We start from the raw sequence: 15040 nt of genomic DNA, 5'->3' as shown, positions 1-15040 counted from the left end.
CCTCCGCAAGGGAGACTAAGTCAACCGCGCCGCGAGGGCCCCGCTTTTCGGCTGTCCCGCCGCGGCGGGGTCAGTGGCTGCCCAGGCTGCCGCTCAGGTATTGGGAGCGGCAGGCCCGGCGCGCCAGCTTGCCGCTGGTGGTGCGTGGAATGGCGCCGGCCGGCAGGAAGCGCACGTCGGCCACGGGCAGCCCGTGGCGGCGCGAGACCGCGGCACGGATCGCCGCGATCGCCGGCTGCGGGTCGGCGCGGCTGGTGCCCGCCGCCCGCTCGGCGACGATCACCAGCTGTTGACCGGTGCCCTCGGCCGGCACCGCGAAGGCGGTCACGTACCCGCGCCGTACGAGCGGGGACGCTTCGGCGACGGTCGCCTCGATGTCTTGCGGGTAGTGGTTGAGGCCGTCGACGCTGACCATGTCGGCGATCCGGCCCGTGACGTACAGCTCGCCGTCGAGGTGGGTGCCCAGGTCGCCGGTCCGCAGCCACGAGCGTTCGACGCTTGTCCCCTCGGCGTGGCTGCCCGCGTCGAGCCGCGACTGCAGCCGGGCGCCGAACGCGCACCGGGTGTCGTCGGGCAGCCCCCAGTAGCCCCGGCCGACGTTGTTGCCCTGTACCCAGATCTCGCCGATATGGCCGTCGGGCAGCTCGGTCCCGGTGTCCGGGTCGACGATGACGGCCCATTCGCTGCGGCCGACCTGACCGCAGGAGACCTGCGCGACCGCTCCCGGGGCGTCCGCAGCGACCCGCACCGCGCGACCGGCGCCCAGCTCGTCACGGTCGAAATAGGCGGCGGTCGCCTGGGCGTCGGGGGCGATGGTCGCGACGAACAGGGTGGCCTCGGCGATGCCGTACGACGGCTTGAACGCCGTGGGCTTCAACCCGTACGGGGCGAACGCCTTGTTGAAGGTGGTGATCGCGTCGATGCTGACCGGTTCGGAACCGATGATCAGCACCACGTTGCTCAGGTCGACGTCCTCACCCGGGGCGGGCAGACCCCGCTGGGCCGCCCACTCGTAGGCGAAGTTCGGCGCCGCCGTGACGGCGCGGCCCGCCTGGGCGGACAAGGCCTTGATCCAGCGCTGCGGCCTGCGGACGAACGCGGCGGGCGACATCAGTGTCGAGTGTCCCCCGTACACCGCCGGGAAGCCGATCATCGACAGGCCCATGTCGTGGTAGAGCGGCAACCAGCTCACCCCGTGGGTGTCGCGGTCGAGCAGGTCGATCGAAAGGATCATCTGCACCAGGTTGGTGCCGACGGCTCGGTGCGTGACCTCCACGCCCACCGGGGGCCGGGTCGAACCCGATGTGTACTGCAGGTGGGAGACGTCGTCATGACGTAACTCGGTGGGGGCGAAGGATCCCCGCTCCGAGTCGGGGATCTCGTCGATGACGATGACTCGCGGCCGCTGCAGTTGCGGAAGGGTGCTCAGAAAATCCTCGACTGCGCCCCGCGCCGCCGCCGTCGTCAACACGACCGTCGGCTCAGAGTCGCGCAGCGCGGTATCGAGACGTTCCGCATGCCCGGGCAACTCCGGTGCGAACAGCGGCACGGCGATGGTTCCGGCCTTGATCGCCGCGTAGAAACCCATCACATAGTCGAGGCTCTGCGGCGCCAGCACCGCGACGCGCTCGCCGCGGCTCGCCGCCTGTTGCACGCGCGCGCCGATGGCTTCCAACCGGACCCCGAACTGCTTCCACGTCACCTCTTCGACCAGCCCGTCGGCCGATCGGCTGTAGTCCAGGAACCGGTACGCCACGGCGTCACCGACGTTCGCGATGTTGCGATCGATCAGCGAGATCAGCGTGACGTCCGGCGGCGGCATGACGTTGCCGTCGGCGTCCAGGCAGTCCTCGATCTCGAGCAGGCCGGGGCCACCCTCGGCGTGCCGGCGCAAACCGAATTCCATGCAATTACTGTAGGCAAGCCCACGCCGCACCTGGCCCGCCGCGACGGTGATCATCCGCACTCCGCCCGTGAAGGACGTTCGCGGGGAACCGCATTCGGGCCGGTTCCTGGCGGTCGCGCTTTCGGGCCGCGGCGCGCGGCCGGCGAACCCCACCCGGGAGACGCAAGGCGTGGGCGGTAGCCTACGCGCGAGCGACACGCAGGGTCGTCGATGAATGCAGGCGGGGGTTGGTCATGTCAGGCAGGACGTTTTCATTCGAGGTCAACCGCACCAGCACCGCGCCCGCCGCGACGCTGTTCCGGCTCGTGACCGACGGCGCCAACTGGTCGAAGTGGGCCAAGCCCATCGTCGTGCAGTCGAGCTGGGCGCGGCAGGGCGATCCCGCGCCCGGTGGGATCGGGGCCATCCGCAAGGTGGGACTGTGGCCGGTACTGGTGCAGGAAGAGACCGTCGAGTACGAGCAGGATCGCCGGCATGCCTACAAGCTCGTCGGCCCCCCGACCCCGGCCAAGGACTATTCGGGTGAGGTGGTGTTCACGCCGAACCCGGCCGGTGGAACCGACATCCGCTGGACCGGTTCGTTCACCGAGGGTGTGCGCGGGACGGGTCCGGTGGTGCGTGCCGCCATGGCCGGTGCGGTCCGATACTTCGCCAGCCAGCTGGTGAAAGCGGCCGAACGTGAATCTGGCAGCGCGCGATAGGGGCAGCGGCGAATTGCTTTGTGTGCATGGCTTGCTCGCGCTCGTTGGGTATTTGAGCGCGTAACGATCAGCAGCCCGCTGCGAACTGCTTTCTCGCGGCGCTTCTCACTCAAGCGTGAGGTCGCCAAACTCTCACCAGCTGCAAACGAGACCCCCCGGGGACTGGGTGCAGGTGCACCCCGACGTGGTTAACGCACTGCAGGTGATCATCAGGGCAACGATGATTCTGGTGACTTGCGACATGACTCAACTCCGTCATCCTCGTGCTGAACTCAATGCCCGAGGGCATTAACGTTCCGCTCGTCGGAGTCGGATCGTCAGGGTCTTTCGACCTCAAATTCCGCCGTACCCCGTGGCCGGCCGGCGTGCAGCCACCGCATCGATCCCACCGCCGGGGCGGGGTGGCCGTTGGTTTCCACAGCCGGTGCGGGCGCGGCACACGATGGCGCCGGTTAACGTCTCGCTTGGGCGATTGTCTTTCGCACCGGTCGACGGGCGCTACGCACGGATGGTCACGTCGTACGCTTTTCGCTTTCATACTTCTGCGTCATGTGCGCGACGGCGTCCAGCTGCGATTGCGCCAGGCTGTCGCGGGCCTGTCCGGCTCGCGCGGCGGCATCCAGCGTCGGTTGCGCCTGGCCCTGAAAATGCGGCATGACTTCGGCGGCAAACAACTCGGCCGATCGTCGCGTGGCGGCCGGGTTGGCCCACTCGTGGCCCATCTGCAGCATGCAGCCGAACCCGCCGGATTGATCCCACAGGCGCTGCACCTGCTCGCGCGCCCGCTCGGGCGTACCGATGACGCCCGCCCCGTTGTCGTTGATGACGTCGATCATCTCGTCGAGCTGCTCGCCCGGCATCGTCATCTGCGGGAAGGCGGCCACTTTCTGGAAGTAGCGGAACCATGGCTCGATGCCGAACTTGACCTCTTCCCGGGCCTGCTTCTCGGTCTCGGCGAGGTGGAACAGGCCGACCAGGCTCCAGTTCTTGCGGTCGACCTGGGTGCAGAAGGCCGCCGCGCGCTCCTCGACGATGCCCCAGTGATAGGAGAGCGCGTTGAAACCCTCGACGGTCAGCGTCGCCCCGATGGACAGCAGGCCGATGCCGTGCTTGCCCGCCAGCCGTGCACCGGTTGGCGACGCGACCGCGGCGACCGACAGCGGGATTCCGCCGTCCGAGTACGGGGCGAGTTGCAGCTTGGCGTCGAACAACTGGTGCGTGGCCGTCTTGGCGCTGACCGTCTCCCCCGCCAGCAGCCGGACGACGATGTCGAGGTTCGTTTCGAGCAGCTCGCGGGTGTCCGTGGGGGTGAGCCCGATCATCGACGAGTCGCTGGGCAGTGAACCCGGACCCACGCCGCCGATGATCCGGCCATGGGTGAGGTGATCCAGCAGCATCAGCCGATCGGCGGCCCAGAGCGGGTTGTGGTACGAGAGCGAAATGACCCCGGTGCCAAAGCGAATCCGCTTGGCGCGTTCGGCCGCGGCGGCGATGAAGATCTCCGGCGAGCTGATGATCTCGCTGCCCGCCGAGTGGTGTTCGCCCAACCAGACTTCGTCGAAGCCGAGTGCATCGAGGTGCTCGATGAACTCGAGGTCACGCTGCAAGGCGAGCGTCGGGTTGGTGCCCGCTCGATGGAACGGGGCGATGAAGTATCCAAACCTGAGCTTCGCCATTGAAGTCCCCTTGCATCCGAGTTGGGCAGAACCATAACCCGAATGCGGTGCCCGGCCTAGGGCGTTGGCGGCGCGACGTTGGGCGAAGTCGGGAGTTTTCAGTCGGCGGGGCCGGGTGATCCCAGCCCCGCCGACTAGGGAGCAAGCCTTGGTCTCGGCTGCATTACGGCCGGTTCAGCCGACGGACGGAGTCGCAAACCCCACCCGCACCGCGTGCAAGTGGGTCCACTTCTCCTTACCCCGGGTTGCGTGGCGGCAAACGGGATTCGACGCCGTGACTTCCCCCCGAAAACGCCGGTGGCCCATCACGCGGATGGGCCACCGGAACCGCGGCGGGCCTAGCAGTCGAGGCCGGACACGCAGCTGGCCAGGGTGGCCACGTGGGTGCCGCCGGTCGTCGCCGCCGCCGTGCTGGACGGCGTGTGCGCCGCCGGTGCCGACGCGCCGCCCGCCGGGTCAACGCCGACCCCGCCGAATCCCACCGCCAGGGCGATCGCGGACATCCCGCCGAACACTGCAACCGCCGTCTTGATCTGCGCCTTCATTAACCGCTCCTTCCCGGTGCAGCGCGTCGTGCGTGGCGCGCTTCCATGAAGGCAATAATACACGTGTGCAACTGTTGTCACAAGACACATTGTGCGTAGGGCGTCGAGTGAATACCGCAGCAAGGCACGCCCGTTGACGGCCCTTGATGTAGGGCCGGGGCGGTGCTGGGTGCGGGTGGTGGCGCGAGCGGAAAGCCCTTGCGGCTGAAGGAGTTGGGGCCGATGGCCCATCTCGGGCTAATGGACCATCGGCGAGCCAAATCGTATCCGCTGACAACTGTTGTCATGCGGGAATTTACAAACGTGGCAATAAGAAATTTTCTTATTCGTAAATTGGATAACCACCTTGGGCGCCGTGCTGGGCTCGAAACCCGGATCGTGTTGCCGTCCAACGCCTTCGGCAGCGGCGAGCACGGATCCGCCGGCTAATCCTCCTTGGTGATGAGCTTTCGCAGGGCGACGCGGTCGGGCTTCAGCAACTCCTCGATGCGCGGCCGGTTCACCTCCGCAACGATGATCTCGCCGACCTCCTGGTTCACCTCGCTGAAGATGCCGTGGGACTTCATCTTCGAGGTCTGGTACAGGTTGTCCTCCGTCGGAGTCACGTAGTACACCGCGTCGGCCTTGAAGCGGTGCACGAGCCACAGGTGGATCAGCGTCATCAGCCGCTTCTGGCGCAACTTCTCCGCGAAGGTGTTCTGATCGCGGACGGTCAGGATGCTGCGGCCGTGCCGATCCTTGATGGGGTCGAAGACGACGTTGGCGAGCTGCTCGTCCCCATTGCCATAAATGCCCAGCACCAACACGTCCGAGCCGGCGCGCCGGGGCCGCAACTGCACCCGCAGCTTCTCGCCCAGGTGGTAGTGCTCGCTCCACAGCGTCAGCCATTCCTCGAGCAGCTTCTTGGGCACCTCGGTCTGCACCAGATGCTGATGCTGGGTCGAGCCCTTGCCCATCGCTTTCGTGGTCGCCGTCCGCCCGGAGGACGCCTGCAGCGCCGCATCGCTGCGCGGGCCGCCGACCAGCGTCTGCGGCGTGCGGTACGGCGACTCGACCAGGCGCATCTTGCGCTGCAGCCGGGCCAGCGCCAGCATGCCGTCCTGCTTGAGGGAGGTGGCGAACTCCTCGGCCGCCACGCCGTCGATCTGGTGGCCACCGTAGGTGATGAAGTTGAAGACGAAGCCCATCTTGCCGAGCTCCTCGGGGAAGCGCTTCATCTCCTCGTCGCTCATGCCGGTGGTGTCCCAGTTGAACGACGGCGAGAGGTTGTAGGCCAGCATCTGGTCGGGGAACTTGGCGTGGATCGCCTCGGCGAACTGCCGGGCGTCGGCCAGGTCGGCGGTCTTGGTCTCCATCCACAGGATGTCGGCGAACGGAGCGGCCGCCAGCGACTTGGCGATCGCATACGGGATTCCGCCGCGAATCTGGTAGTAGCCCTCCGGCGTCTTCGCCAGCTCGCAGTCCCACGGCGGGTCCGCCCCAAGCTCCTTCGCCTTCTCCCGGGCCGCGTACAGCGACGCGGACTCGGAGAACTGGCGCCACTGCTCGGGGCTCATGCCGACGGGCTCGTCCTCCCTCTCGCCGAATGCGAGCACCTCGGCAACGGCCTCGCCGTAGGTCATCAGCCCGGCGTCGTCCTCCCAGGCGGCCACGAACCGCGACTCGACCTGGTCGAACAGGTCGTCGATCGAGTCGTGGCCGTCCTCCCGCCGCGCATTCACCGCGTCGGAGATCAGGCCCTGGATGCCCTGGCGCTCGAGCCAGGCCGTGGCGGCGGCGTACTCGGAATCGGCCAGCGCGTAGAGGAGGTGGCCGTTGAGCTCCTTGACGCCCAGCTCATAGAACCGCCGGACCATCGCCAGGAAACACGCCTTGTACGAAGGGATGTTGAGGTTGGTGGCGCCGAGCAGGAACGGCTGGTCGCGCTCGTCGGCACGGCTGTCGATCAGGTTGGCCGCCTCGGCGTCGGTGCGCGCGACGATGATCCCCGGCACGCGCATGATGTCCAGCTGGAAGCGAGCCGCGTTGAGCCGCTTGATCTGTTCGTCGGACGGCACCAGCACCTTGCCGCCCTGATGACCACACTTCTTGGTGCCCGGCCGCTGGTCCTCGATGTGGTAGCCCGCCACACCGACCTCGACGAAACGGCGGATCAGGTTGCGCACGTGCGGATCACCGCCGTGGCCGGTGTCCGCGTCGGCGATGATGAACGGGCGATAGTCGTACGCGGGTGTGGTGGCTCGCTGCTGCTCACTCATGTTCAGGCGCAGGTACTGCTGATTGCGGTCGGCGGTGAGCAGGGCGCGCACCAGCACCGCGGCATCGTCGGGCACCTGGCTCAGTGGGTAGCTGGCGAGGTCGGGGCCGGGGTCTTCGGTGGTGGAACCCTTGGCCGAGGTCGCCCAGCCGCCGAGGTAGATGCCCTCGATGCCCATCCGCTTCATGGCCACCGCCTGGCCGGGCGAGTAGGGGCCGAAGGTCGTGATGCTCTTCTTGGCGGCGAACAGTTCGCGCAGCCGGTCGTAGAAGGCCGCCGCCGCGTTGCGCGCCACCGGATAGTCGGTGGGGATGGTGCCGCGTTGCTCGACTACCTGGCGGGCGGTGTAGAGGCGGGTGATGCCGGCGAAGCGCGGGCCGTCCATGTACCGCTGGGTGGCGGCGATGTCGTCTGCGAACGATGTCCGGACCTCGGTGTCCGAGTCAATGATGGCCATGGCCGTGAGCTCCTCTTCGGCGAGATTCCCCTGAAAACGAGAGTCTATCCCCGGAACAGGCCGTTCAATCAGGGGTCAAAAGACCCGAGCCAAAACTGTTGTCGTGCCGTATTCCGACAGCCATCGAGCGCCTCCCCCGGCCGGGGAGTGGCCGCCGATCGGGGCGGGTCGCGCACCGGGGCGACCGCTCGAGGTCGCAACGTCTTGCAGCGCAGTCTCTTTCGTCATTTCGGCCCGCCGGCCGCGCGTCGGCTGAGCCAGTCGCGCTGGCGACGCACGAACTCCGCGTCGACGACACGTCCGTGGCCCGGGACGTAGCGGGCTTCCGATCCGCCGAGTGCAAGCACCCGATCGAGGGATGCCGGCCACGCGGCGAGGTCGGAGTCCGCGTCGATGGCCGGATCTCCGGACTCTTCGATCAGATCACCGGTGAAGACGACGATCGGGTCGTCCGGGTTCGTCCCGGGCACCACCACCACCAGATCGGACGTGGTGTGGCCGCGGCCGGGGTACGCAACCTCGACGGTGCGGTCGCCGAGGTCGATGACCGCGTTGTACAGCCCCCGGTCGGGGCGACGCAGGGCCGCAATCGCGCGGTCGATCGCGCGGGGTTCGGCGCCGTGGCGCAGCGCGTCGTCGCGGAGCGCGCCCGTCGCCGAGGACAGCGCGCCGACGACTCCGGGCGCGCAGTAGAGCTCCGCCCCGGCGAACACCGACGAGCCCAGGACATGGTCGAAATGCTTGTGCGTCAACACAATATGAGTGACCGGGCGTCCAGCGAGCCGCCGTACGTCGGCGTCGATCGCCGCCGCCTCGGTGAGGGTGGAGCCGGTATCGACGAGGAGCGCCCCGGTGCTCCCCCACGCCAGCCCGACCGTGACATCGCAGAACGGCAGCCGGGTGCGGTGCACTCCGTCGCTCAGCCGTTCCCAGGTCAACTGCACGGCTTCCGACGGTAGCGCCGAATCGGTGGCACGACTATGGCACACGACTATCGCGGGAAAGTGGGTTTCTGGCGTCGTTGCTCTGGCTATGTTGCACCCATGGCTGTCACCGAATCCCGAGAAGTCGTCATCGAGGCCACCCCCGATCAGGTCATGGACGTCTTGTTCGACCTGGAGTCGTTGCCCGACTGGTCCTCGGTGCATCAAACCGTCGACATCCTCGAGCGCGACGACGAGGGTCATCCGCTCAGGTCCCGGCAAGTGGTCAAACTGGTGGGCTTCACCGAGGAGCAGGTGTTGTCCTACGTGGTTCACGACGACGGTGTCAGCTGGACGCTGGACAGCGCCAAACAGCAGCGCGCGCAGGAGGGCCGGTACACGCTGACCCCCGACGGGGATTCCACCCGCGTCCGTTTCGACCTCACCGTCGACCTACTGATGCCGGTTCCGGGCTTCCTGCTCAAGCGGGGCACCAAAAGCCTGATGGACACCGCCACCAAGGGCCTGCGCAAGCGGGTCCTGGAGGTGAAGAAGGCCGGAAGCTAGCACCTTTTCTACGGCGCCCCGGTCGGCGACACTTTGCCTATGAAAACCATGACGGCAGGCAGCCCTCGGCGGATCGCATTCGCCATGGCGGCGCTGGCGCCGGTGCTGGGCATGGCCGGCTGCGGCGGGCACGGCGACACCCGGATGACGGCGCCGTCGACGCCGAAGGTGACGACCCTCGGGCGCAGCGTCCCGGCCGCGCCCGCCGGCGGACCGTTGAGCATCGCCAGCCCGGCGTTCGCCGACGGCGCGGCGATCCCCGTGCAGTACACCTGCAAGGGCGCCAACATGGCGCCGCCATTGACATGGTCGGCCCCGCTGGGCGCGGCGCTCGTGGTCGACGACCCCGACGCCGTCAACGGGCTATACGTGCACTGGGTCGTCACCGGAATCGCTCCGGGCAGCGGCAGCACCGCCGACGGTCAGACGCCCGTCGGGGCGACCACCCTGCCGAACACCTCCGGACAGCGCGCCTACCAAGGTCCGTGTCCGCCCGCGGGAACCGGCACCCACCACTACCGGTTCACGCTCTACCAGCTTCCCAACGACTACCGGTTGCCCGACGGCCTCGCCGGCGTCCAGGCGGAGAACACAATCGCCGGCGCCGCGACCGCGCAGGCGCAGCTCACAGGAACCTTCGGCGGCTGACCGCGCTTCAGGCCATGTCGTCGAGCGCGTGATAGCCGGCGTTGTAGCCGGGCGTGAAGGTGATGCCCGGCCCGCCGTGGCATCCCGCACCGCCGAGGTAGAGGCCGTCGATCGGGATCGGCAAGTCGAGGAATCCCTTGGGGCCCGGCCTGTTCGGGCCCATCAAGTCCGGATGCAGCAGGCCGTGGCAGAAGTCACCGGCGGGCGCGCCGAACATCGTGTTCATGTGGTAGGGGGCGAACGTGATGTGGCGGATCATGATGTCCCTGAAGTTGGGCGCCAGCCTGGTGATCTTGTCGATAACACGCTGTGCCATCTCGTTTTTGAGTCGCCCATGGTCCTGTCGGTCGACTTCGACCGGGAACGCGTACGCGTAGGCGCTGGCGGCGTGCTTGCCGGGCGGCGCCATGCCCGGATCATGCACCGACGGTATCTGCATTCCCATCGACGGGTTGTCCGGCACGATGCCCCGCCGGCAGTTCTCCCAGTGCAGCTGCTGCTCCTCCGGAGCGCCGAAGATTCCGACCGACTGCTGCATGCCCTCTTCGTTCAAGAACTCGAAGGGGGCGGCGAATTCGGGCAGTCCGTCAAGGGCGAAGTGGATCTGCACGAAGGAGGCCCGGTGGTCACGGCCGGACAGCCGCGAGATCAGCTCCGCCGGAACATGCTCGCGCGCAACGAGGTCGGTGAGCGTGACGTCCGGCGCGAGGTTGGATACCAAGATCGGCGCGGTGATCGTCGACCCGTCGCGCAACCGCACCCCCGTCACCGCGCCGCGCTCGACGAGGATCTGCTCCACCTTGGTGCGGAAGCGGATCTCACCACCGTGGGAGACGAAGAGCTCCCGCAGGTGTTCGGTGAGGGCGCCGATGCCGCCCTTGAGTTTGGTCATCATCGCCGTCGAGTCGTCCGGCACCGCCAGGGCGAAGGCCAGGCAGGTGGCGCTTCCCGGTGTGTAGGGGCCGCGGTAGGTGGAGTTGATCGCGAGGAACGCGAGCATTCCCCGCATGACCGCGTGCTTGTCCTTGTCCGGCAGGTATCGGTCGATGACGTCCATCGCCGACCCGAACAGCATCTCGTGGATGGCCCGCCGTTCGGCGTCGTTGGCCGCGCACGCGTACATCTCGTCGAGGGTCTTCGGTGGTGTGCGAACGTCGAAGCGCCCCAGCGCCTTGGCGGGACCCTGGCTCCACCCGATCAGTTCGGCCATGCCGGTGACGGCCTCGACGCCGTGCTTCTCGCTCAGGTGAGTCATCAGCCGCATCGGGTCGCGGTAGAAGACCATCGGTTCCTCACCGCGGTCGCCGATGTTGGTCGACATCACGTCCGGCTCCACCGTGGGCAACGTGTCCAGCCCGAGGTCCTTGGTGATCTGGCTCGCCGTCGGGAACTGCACGGAACCGGCGATCTCGTAACGGAAGCCGTCGATCAGCTCGACGGTCGCCGCCATGCCGCCCGCGTAGGTGTTGGCTTCCAGGCACAGCGTCCGCAGGCCCGCGCGCTGCAACACCGTCGCCGCGGTCAAGCCGTTGTGGCCCGCTCCCACGACGATCGCGTCATAGTCCGCCATGGCTTCCTCCCAGGGGTCGGCGCGTGACAAGAATATGTCAGTACTGACATAATTGGAAGATGTCAGTCCTGACGCGCTCCGATCGGCTCGGATACCATCCCGGTGGGATGAGCGCGCCGACGAACCGCCACGAGCTACGCCGACGATCGACGCACGAGGCACTGCGCCACGCGGCATTGAACAGCTTTGCGCGCAAGGGATTCGCCAACGTCACCGTGACCGAGCTGGCCCGCGAGGCCGGCGTCACCGAACGGACGTTCTTCCGCCACTTCCCCACCAAGGAGGCGGTGCTCTTCCAGGACTATGAGACGCAGCTGGAATGGCTGGCCGAGGCGCTCGCGGGGCGGCCCGCCTCGGAGTCGCTCTTCGACGCCGTGCTCGCGAGCGTCGCGGCCTTCCCGCACGATCTCGAGGTGGTTCGCCAGGCCGCGACGGCCCGCGCGGAGTTGATCAGCGCCGAGCGGATCGAGAGCCATCTGCGTGTCGTGCAAGCGTCGTTCGCGCAGGTGCTGACCGCCTTCGTCAAGCGGCGCAACCCGGACGTGGCGGATATCGACCTGCTCGCCGAGGTCGCCGGCTCGGCCCTGGCGGCGGCTCTCGTTGTGGCGGTGGAGAATTGGGGCCGCAACGGATGCACCGGCGATCTCGGCGAACTGGTGGCGTCCAGCCTGGCGCTGCTGCGCTCGGGTTTTGCGCTGCTCGCCTGATCCCGTTGAGTGTGCGCCCACGGTGGCGACACGCCGAGCAACGGCGCCGTGTGCGCACACTCGAAGCCGTCAGCGCACACTCAAACGTTCCGCGCGCTCTCGACGGCGGCCTCGACGAAGCGGCGCAGCACGGCGTTGCGGGCGCGCGGCAGAAACGCCAGCGAGACCGGGCTCCGGGGTGCACCCCGCAGCGCGACGAATCGGACGCCGGGGTGGATGTTGCGGCGAACGGCGACGTCGGGGATCACGCCGATGCCGCGGTCCGCGGCGACGGATTCCAGCCATTCGTCGAAGTTGGCTGTCTCCACAATGGCTTTCGGCCCTTCGTCCGCCGGCCACGACCACGGCCCGGTGGTCCCGCTGGTGGTGTTGACGACCAGCGGCCACTGCGGCACCTCAGCCCAGTCCAACTCGCTTCTGCCGGCCAACGGCGAGTGGACCGAACACACGGCCACCCGGGTCTCGTCGAACAGGTGCATGACCCGGACGGCCGTTGACGTCACCTGCCCGCGGACAACGGCGACGTCGACCCGGCCCTGTTGCACGGCGCTGAGCGCATCGTCGGTACGGACCAGCCGTACCGTCGTCCCGGTGGCCCGCTCGAAACGGGCCACGGTGTCTTGCGCCCACGGGTCGGGTAGCAACCAGCTGAAGCCGAGGCCGATGCTCGCCTGCCGGCGTACGGCGCCGAAGGCACGCTCCAGCTCCGCGAGGAGCCGCTCGACGTGGTCGAGGAACGCCCGCCCGGCCTGAGTGGTCTCGACGTGCCGCGATGTGCGGTCCACCAGCGTGACGCCGAGTGCGTCTTCCAGCTGGCGGATGGTGCGGCTGAGCGCCGGTTGGGTGATGCGGAGTTCGTCGGCGGCCCGGGTGAACGACTTGAGCCGCGCGACCGCCTCGAAGGCGCGCAGGTGGCGCAACTCGACCCTGCCGCTCTCCATGACGCCCATGCCTGACAAGCATAGATCGATGACAGCGGGCATTTCACAGGCGCTCGCTGCGAACCTAGCGTCATTGCCAGGACATCAATCGGAGGAGACGAAATGCCGCTGCTGTACATCGACCTCATCGAGGGCCGCACGCCGTCGGAGGTCCGGGCACTGCTCGACGCCGTTCACGACGCCGTCGTCGAAGCGTTCGGCGTGCCCCCGCGGGACCGCTACCAGGTGGTGCGGACCCATCCCGCCCACGAAATCGTCGCTTTGGATACCGGGCTCGGCATCACCCGCTCGGCGCAGCAGGTGATCGTGCAGGTGGTGAGTCGGCGGCGCACGCGGGCGATGAAGGAGAAGTTCTACGAGCTGCTGGCCGGCAACCTGGCGGAGCGGTGCGGGCTCGACGGGGCCGACCTGATCGTGTCGGTCACCGAGAACGGCGACGAGGATTGGTCTTTCGGCCACGGCCGGGCGCAGTTTCTCACCGGGGAGCTGCGATGAGCCTCGACACACGAGTCACCAGGTTCTTCGGCGTCGAACACCCCGTCGTGCTCGCCCCGATGGCGATGATCTCCGGGGGGCGGCTGGCGGCCGCGGTGACGGCGGCCGGCGGCCTGGGCCTCATCGGCGGCGGCTACGGCGACACGCAATGGCTGCGGCGCGAATTCGCCCGAGCCGAGGGGGCAAATGTCGGATGCGGGTTCATCACCTGGAGCCTGGCCCGCCAGCCCGGGCTGCTCGACGAGGCCCTGGAGCGGCGGCCCGCCGCGATCATGCTGTCCTTCGGTGAGCTGCAGCCGTTCGCCGATCGCGTTCGCGCCGCGGGCGTCCCGCTGATCGCGCAGGCGCAGACGCTCGACCACGCGCGCCGGGCCCTGGATGCCGGCGCGGACGTCGTCGTGGCTCAGGGCGGCGAGGCGGGCGGGCACGGCATGACCCTTCGGTCCACCTTCACGCTGGTGCCCGACGTCGTCGACCTGGTCGTCGAACGCGCACCGGGCACGCCGGTGCTGGCCGCGGGCGGGGTCAGCGACGGGCGCGGCCTGGCCGCCGCGCTGGCGCTCGGCGCCGACGGCGCGCTCGTGGGCACCAGGTTCTGGGCGTCGCCGGAGGCGTTGGTGTCGCCGAGGGCGCACGAGCGGGCGCTGACGGCCAGCGGTGACGACACCTTTCGCACGCGCGCCTATGACCTTGTGCGGCGGCTGGATTGGCCGGAAGACTACAACGCGCGGGCGCTGGGCAACGCCTTCCTCGACAGGTGGCACGGCAACGAGGACCGGTTGGCGGCGTCGCTGCCCGACGCGGTGGCCGAGTACGAAAATGCCGTTGCGGCAGAGGACTTCGACACCGCGGCCATACTCGTGGGCGAGGGGGTGGGGCTTATTCGCCACGTCCGGCCCGCCGCCGACATCCTGGCCGACATGGTCGAGCAGGCCGCCCGCATCCTCAACCGAACGGCCTCAGTACAGCGGTGACCAGTCCGACGTCCGCAGCAGCCGGCTCTGCCACTGGTCGCGGTACTGCAGGGCGTCGAACATGTAGCTGCCGGGCCCCCGGTGCTCCGGCGGGATCTCCTTGGTCAGCAAGTGGACGAGCGCCGCGTAGTTGTTGGAGTCGTCGATCTTCTGCCACAGCATGGCCTCCCGGCGCCGGTGGCTCCCATGTGCCACCTGGAAACACGCCTGGATGTCGAGGATGCGCATCCTGGCCGGCGCCTGGGACAGCGGCCGATAGTAGATTTCGTCCCACGACCGGATGTAGTCGTCGAGCGGCGCGGACGGCCAACCGGTGTCTTCCATGAACATCGTCAGCGGGTGCGTCTGGCCCGTCGTGGGCACACCGGCCAGATCGACCGACTGCAACGGTGACCAGTTGACCGGCAGCAGCAGCTTGCCCGTCACTTCGTGGCGAAGGTTGTCCAGTTCGCGCATCCATGGGCGCAGGTCTCCGCTTCGAGTCCGGCGCGCGAGCCTTTCCCAGGCCGCGCCGTCGGCGATGCCGGTGATGGTGACCACGTTGTAGGACTGCCCAGACCCGTGGGCGTGGTTGGTGTACCAGAGCAGCCGCGCTTCATCGCCGGCGGCGAGCGTGGGCATCCAGCCCTCGCGATAGGCCGCCTCGAATTCGTCCTGCCGTGCGCCGACCACC

At 68.3% G+C, this 15040-nt stretch carries 14 protein-coding genes; 6 read left to right on the top strand and 8 right to left on the bottom strand.

Annotated elements, in window-relative coordinates; genetic code table 11:
- Nucleotides 1-70: 70 nt before the first annotated feature.
- On the bottom strand, nucleotides 71-1906 hold the full coding sequence (locus A9X04_RS25155; RefSeq protein WP_067926702.1) for a fatty acyl-AMP ligase: 1836 nt from the start codon (nucleotides 1904-1906) through the stop codon (nucleotides 71-73).
- A 233-nt stretch (nucleotides 1907-2139) separates the two neighbouring features.
- Here A9X04_RS25155 and A9X04_RS25150 point away from each other — a divergent pair, with 233 nt between their 5' ends.
- Complete coding sequence (locus A9X04_RS25150) at nucleotides 2140-2607, top strand: SRPBCC family protein (RefSeq protein WP_067926613.1); 468 nt, start codon at nucleotides 2140-2142, stop codon at nucleotides 2605-2607.
- A gap of 512 nt (nucleotides 2608-3119) precedes the next feature.
- On the opposite strand, the gene A9X04_RS25145 is transcribed toward A9X04_RS25150, so the two are convergent.
- The 4 genes from A9X04_RS25145 to A9X04_RS25130 all read right to left on the bottom strand — a co-directional run bounded on the left by A9X04_RS25145 (nucleotide 3120) and on the right by A9X04_RS25130 (nucleotide 8486).
- On the bottom strand, nucleotides 3120-4283 hold the full coding sequence (locus A9X04_RS25145) for an LLM class flavin-dependent oxidoreductase (RefSeq protein WP_067926610.1): 1164 nt from the start codon (nucleotides 4281-4283) through the stop codon (nucleotides 3120-3122).
- 338 nt (nucleotides 4284-4621) lie between these two features.
- Nucleotides 4622-4828 (bottom strand): hypothetical protein, encoded by a 207-nt coding sequence (locus tag A9X04_RS25140; RefSeq protein WP_067926608.1) that lies wholly within the window; start codon nucleotides 4826-4828, stop codon nucleotides 4622-4624.
- 425 nt (nucleotides 4829-5253) lie between these two features.
- On the bottom strand, nucleotides 5254-7542 hold the full coding sequence (gene aceA, locus A9X04_RS25135) for an isocitrate lyase ICL2 (RefSeq protein ID WP_067926606.1): 2289 nt from the start codon (nucleotides 7540-7542) through the stop codon (nucleotides 5254-5256).
- A 224-nt stretch (nucleotides 7543-7766) separates the two neighbouring features.
- Nucleotides 7767-8486, bottom strand: a complete 720-nt coding sequence (locus A9X04_RS25130; RefSeq protein ID WP_067926603.1) for an MBL fold metallo-hydrolase — start codon at nucleotides 8484-8486, stop codon at nucleotides 7767-7769.
- Between the two features lie 99 nt (nucleotides 8487-8585).
- On the opposite strand from A9X04_RS25130, the gene A9X04_RS25125 reads away from it, so the two are divergent.
- Nucleotides 8586-9032, top strand: coding sequence for an SRPBCC family protein (locus tag A9X04_RS25125; protein WP_067926600.1), 447 nt, complete (start codon nucleotides 8586-8588; stop codon nucleotides 9030-9032).
- A 39-nt stretch (nucleotides 9033-9071) separates the two neighbouring features.
- The gene (locus tag A9X04_RS25120) at nucleotides 9072-9680 is read left to right on the top strand and encodes a YbhB/YbcL family Raf kinase inhibitor-like protein (protein WP_067926597.1); all 609 of its coding nucleotides are present in this window, start codon (nucleotides 9072-9074) and stop codon (nucleotides 9678-9680) included.
- 7 nt (nucleotides 9681-9687) lie between these two features.
- On the opposite strand, the gene A9X04_RS25115 is transcribed toward A9X04_RS25120, so the two are convergent.
- Nucleotides 9688-11250: an NAD(P)/FAD-dependent oxidoreductase gene (locus A9X04_RS25115; protein ID WP_067926595.1), complete on the bottom strand. Its 1563-nt coding sequence runs from the start codon at nucleotides 11248-11250 to the stop codon at nucleotides 9688-9690.
- Between the two features lie 107 nt (nucleotides 11251-11357).
- Between A9X04_RS25115 and A9X04_RS25110 the strand changes: the two genes are divergently transcribed.
- Complete coding sequence (locus A9X04_RS25110) at nucleotides 11358-11957, top strand: TetR/AcrR family transcriptional regulator (RefSeq protein WP_067926593.1); 600 nt, start codon at nucleotides 11358-11360, stop codon at nucleotides 11955-11957.
- A gap of 80 nt (nucleotides 11958-12037) precedes the next feature.
- On the opposite strand, the gene A9X04_RS25105 is transcribed toward A9X04_RS25110, so the two are convergent.
- A complete protein-coding gene (locus A9X04_RS25105; RefSeq protein ID WP_304442412.1) occupies nucleotides 12038-12907 on the bottom strand; it encodes a LysR family transcriptional regulator in 870 nt (289 codons plus the stop codon).
- A gap of 93 nt (nucleotides 12908-13000) precedes the next feature.
- On the opposite strand from A9X04_RS25105, the gene A9X04_RS25100 reads away from it, so the two are divergent.
- Nucleotides 13001-13393, top strand: a complete 393-nt coding sequence (locus A9X04_RS25100) for a tautomerase family protein (protein WP_067926590.1) — start codon at nucleotides 13001-13003, stop codon at nucleotides 13391-13393.
- Nucleotides 13390-14367: a nitronate monooxygenase family protein gene (locus A9X04_RS25095; protein ID WP_067926588.1), complete on the top strand. Its 978-nt coding sequence runs from the start codon at nucleotides 13390-13392 to the stop codon at nucleotides 14365-14367. Before A9X04_RS25100 ends, A9X04_RS25095 begins: the two co-directional genes overlap by 4 nt.
- On the opposite strand, the gene A9X04_RS31140 is transcribed toward A9X04_RS25095, so the two are convergent.
- On the bottom strand, nucleotides 14353-15039 hold the full coding sequence (locus A9X04_RS31140; protein WP_082975231.1) for a hypothetical protein: 687 nt from the start codon (nucleotides 15037-15039) through the stop codon (nucleotides 14353-14355). The genes A9X04_RS25095 and A9X04_RS31140 overlap by 15 nt on opposite strands.
- Nucleotide 15040: the final 1 nt, after the last annotated feature.

It is taken from the genome of Mycobacterium sp. E3247, from assembly GCF_001667785.1.
GTDB lineage: Bacteria > Actinomycetota > Actinomycetes > Mycobacteriales > Mycobacteriaceae > Mycobacterium.
This window is presented reverse-complemented; position numbering and strand designations above follow the sequence as displayed.

Coding starts and splice junctions, on each gene's coding strand:
- A9X04_RS25155 (WP_067926702.1), bottom strand. CDS start 1,906: ATGGAATTCGGTTTGCGCCGGCACGCCGAGGGTGGCCCCGGCCTGCTC.
- A9X04_RS25115 (WP_067926595.1), bottom strand. CDS start 11,250: ATGGCGGACTATGACGCGATCGTCGTGGGAGCGGGCCACAACGGCTTG.
- A9X04_RS25150 (WP_067926613.1), top strand. CDS start 2,140: ATGTCAGGCAGGACGTTTTCATTCGAGGTCAACCGCACCAGCACCGCG.
- A9X04_RS25145 (WP_067926610.1), bottom strand. CDS start 4,283: ATGGCGAAGCTCAGGTTTGGATACTTCATCGCCCCGTTCCATCGAGCG.
- A9X04_RS25110 (WP_067926593.1), top strand. CDS start 11,358: ATGAGCGCGCCGACGAACCGCCACGAGCTACGCCGACGATCGACGCAC.
- A9X04_RS25100 (WP_067926590.1), top strand. CDS start 13,001: ATGCCGCTGCTGTACATCGACCTCATCGAGGGCCGCACGCCGTCGGAG.
- A9X04_RS25125 (WP_067926600.1), top strand. CDS start 8,586: ATGGCTGTCACCGAATCCCGAGAAGTCGTCATCGAGGCCACCCCCGAT.
- aceA (WP_067926606.1), bottom strand. CDS start 7,542: ATGGCCATCATTGACTCGGACACCGAGGTCCGGACATCGTTCGCAGAC.
- A9X04_RS25105 (WP_304442412.1), bottom strand. CDS start 12,907: ATGGGCGTCATGGAGAGCGGCAGGGTCGAGTTGCGCCACCTGCGCGCC.
- A9X04_RS25095 (WP_067926588.1), top strand. CDS start 13,390: ATGAGCCTCGACACACGAGTCACCAGGTTCTTCGGCGTCGAACACCCC.
- A9X04_RS25140 (WP_067926608.1), bottom strand. CDS start 4,828: ATGAAGGCGCAGATCAAGACGGCGGTTGCAGTGTTCGGCGGGATGTCC.
- A9X04_RS25120 (WP_067926597.1), top strand. CDS start 9,072: ATGAAAACCATGACGGCAGGCAGCCCTCGGCGGATCGCATTCGCCATG.